We start from the raw sequence: 1,499 nt of genomic DNA on the forward strand, positions 1-1,499 counted from the left end.
CGAGCGTCGCCAGGGCCGACGCGCAATCACTGCCGGGTGACGCGTGTCGGCTTCACAACGATCACCACCCGCCGCTCGGCATCCCCAACCGGCCGCTCATACTCCAGGCCGTACCGGTTGGCCAGCACGTCGAAGAAGTCCCCCGAAGGGTCGAGCTCCAGCCGCTCGACCACGCCGCGGATCTCCAGATAGCGATACGGCTGCTCAGGGTCGTTGATGGAGACCGCCACCTGCGGATGCTGCTTGACGTTCCGGTACTTGAAGCGATCCATCGTGGTCGTGAAGCGCAAGTGCTCCCCGTCCCAGATCGTCCACACCGGGTTCACGTTGGGCGTCCCGTCGGCCCCGATCGTCGCCAGATGGGCGAACAGCGGGCGCTTCAGCAGGTCCAAGTGGCTGTCGGGAATGATCACGTCTCTCCTCCAAAGCGTAGATACACGTCAGGTTATCAAAGCTTTGATAACCATCAATGTTGTACTGTTTACGACATGGGGATGCCTGCGGACGAACGCCTCGGTCTGGACATCAAGCGTGCGGAGCAGACCCTGATCGCGGCCAAACAGGCCGCCGTCCGGCCGGCAGGGCTGACCGTGCCCCAGTACGCGACGCTGTTCGCCCTGGCCGACAACCCCGGTATCTCGGGCGCGGCGCTGGCCAGGGCATGCCTGGTCACGCCCCAGGCCATGACCGTCGTGCTCAAGAACCTGGAGGAACGCGGCCTCATCGAACGCTCCCCGCACCCATGGCATCGAAACGTCCTGGAGACCCGGCTGAGCGAGACAGGGCGTGCGGCGCTGAAGGCGGCGGACGAGCGCGCCGTGGTGATCGAACGCGCGATCGCGGGTGAGTTCAGCGCGGAGGAGCGGGAGCAACTGCGCAGCCTGCTGGCCCGGTGCGCCGAAGCGATCGCCCGAGCCACCCTGGAACTGTGACATCAAGAGACCGTCGCGTTGTGCCACCGTGAGGGCCGGGACATGGCTCGCGCCGCGCGGTCGGGATCGTCCGCGCCACGCCCCCCGGCGAGGCGATTTGACGTGTCGCGGATTGCGACCTAGTCTTTTAGTTCGCGCCGGGAGTGAGCCGGACGCCGATCAGGCGGACGGGCCCCCGCGCAAGCCCTTTGAAATGACGAGCCACTCGGCAGAGCCGCTTCGGCGCGCTCGGAGTTCGGGTCGTCGTCTGGCGCACGGAGATCACCGAAAAATCGGTTGATTCGACAGGCTCTGGATGACACGGTAAGTTACGAGGGTTGCCCCGGGACAACCGGGGTGCACCATCCTAAGCAAGTCTGAGCAGTTTCCAGCAAATCTCCGGATTTGACGGAAATCAAAAAGCTCGGTAAATTTTAGGAAAACGCGAGGCACGCCTCCGAGCGAAGGTCGAGAGACTTGAGCGAAGATGTAAGCGTCCGTTTCTTGAGAACTCAACAGTGTGTTAAAAGCCAGTGCATGAGATACACATGCATATCCCCGTCATTTATGACGGAAATTGCTTGGATT

General features: G+C 62.9%; 2 protein-coding genes. One reads left to right on the top strand and one right to left on the bottom strand.

Features of this window, described 5'->3' with window-relative positions; all coding sequences use genetic code 11:
• Positions 1–26: 26 nt before the first annotated feature.
• Positions 27–413: a PPOX class F420-dependent oxidoreductase gene (locus ABZX61_RS26665; protein ID WP_350727249.1), complete on the bottom strand. Its 387-nt coding sequence runs from the start codon at positions 411–413 to the stop codon at positions 27–29.
• A 75-nt stretch (positions 414–488) separates the two neighbouring features.
• Here ABZX61_RS26665 and ABZX61_RS26670 point away from each other — a divergent pair, with 75 nt between their 5' ends.
• On the top strand, positions 489–932 hold the full coding sequence (locus tag ABZX61_RS26670; RefSeq protein WP_355198566.1) for a MarR family transcriptional regulator: 444 nt from the start codon (positions 489–491) through the stop codon (positions 930–932).
• Positions 933–1,499 lie beyond the last annotated feature (567 nt).

It is taken from the genome of Nonomuraea sp. NPDC003709, from assembly GCF_040610775.1.
Taxonomy (GTDB): Bacteria; Actinomycetota; Actinomycetes; order Streptosporangiales; family Streptosporangiaceae; genus Nonomuraea; species Nonomuraea angiospora_A.

Coding starts and splice junctions, on each gene's coding strand:
- ABZX61_RS26670 (WP_355198566.1), top strand. CDS start 489: ATGGGGATGCCTGCGGACGAACGCCTCGGTCTGGACATCAAGCGTGCG.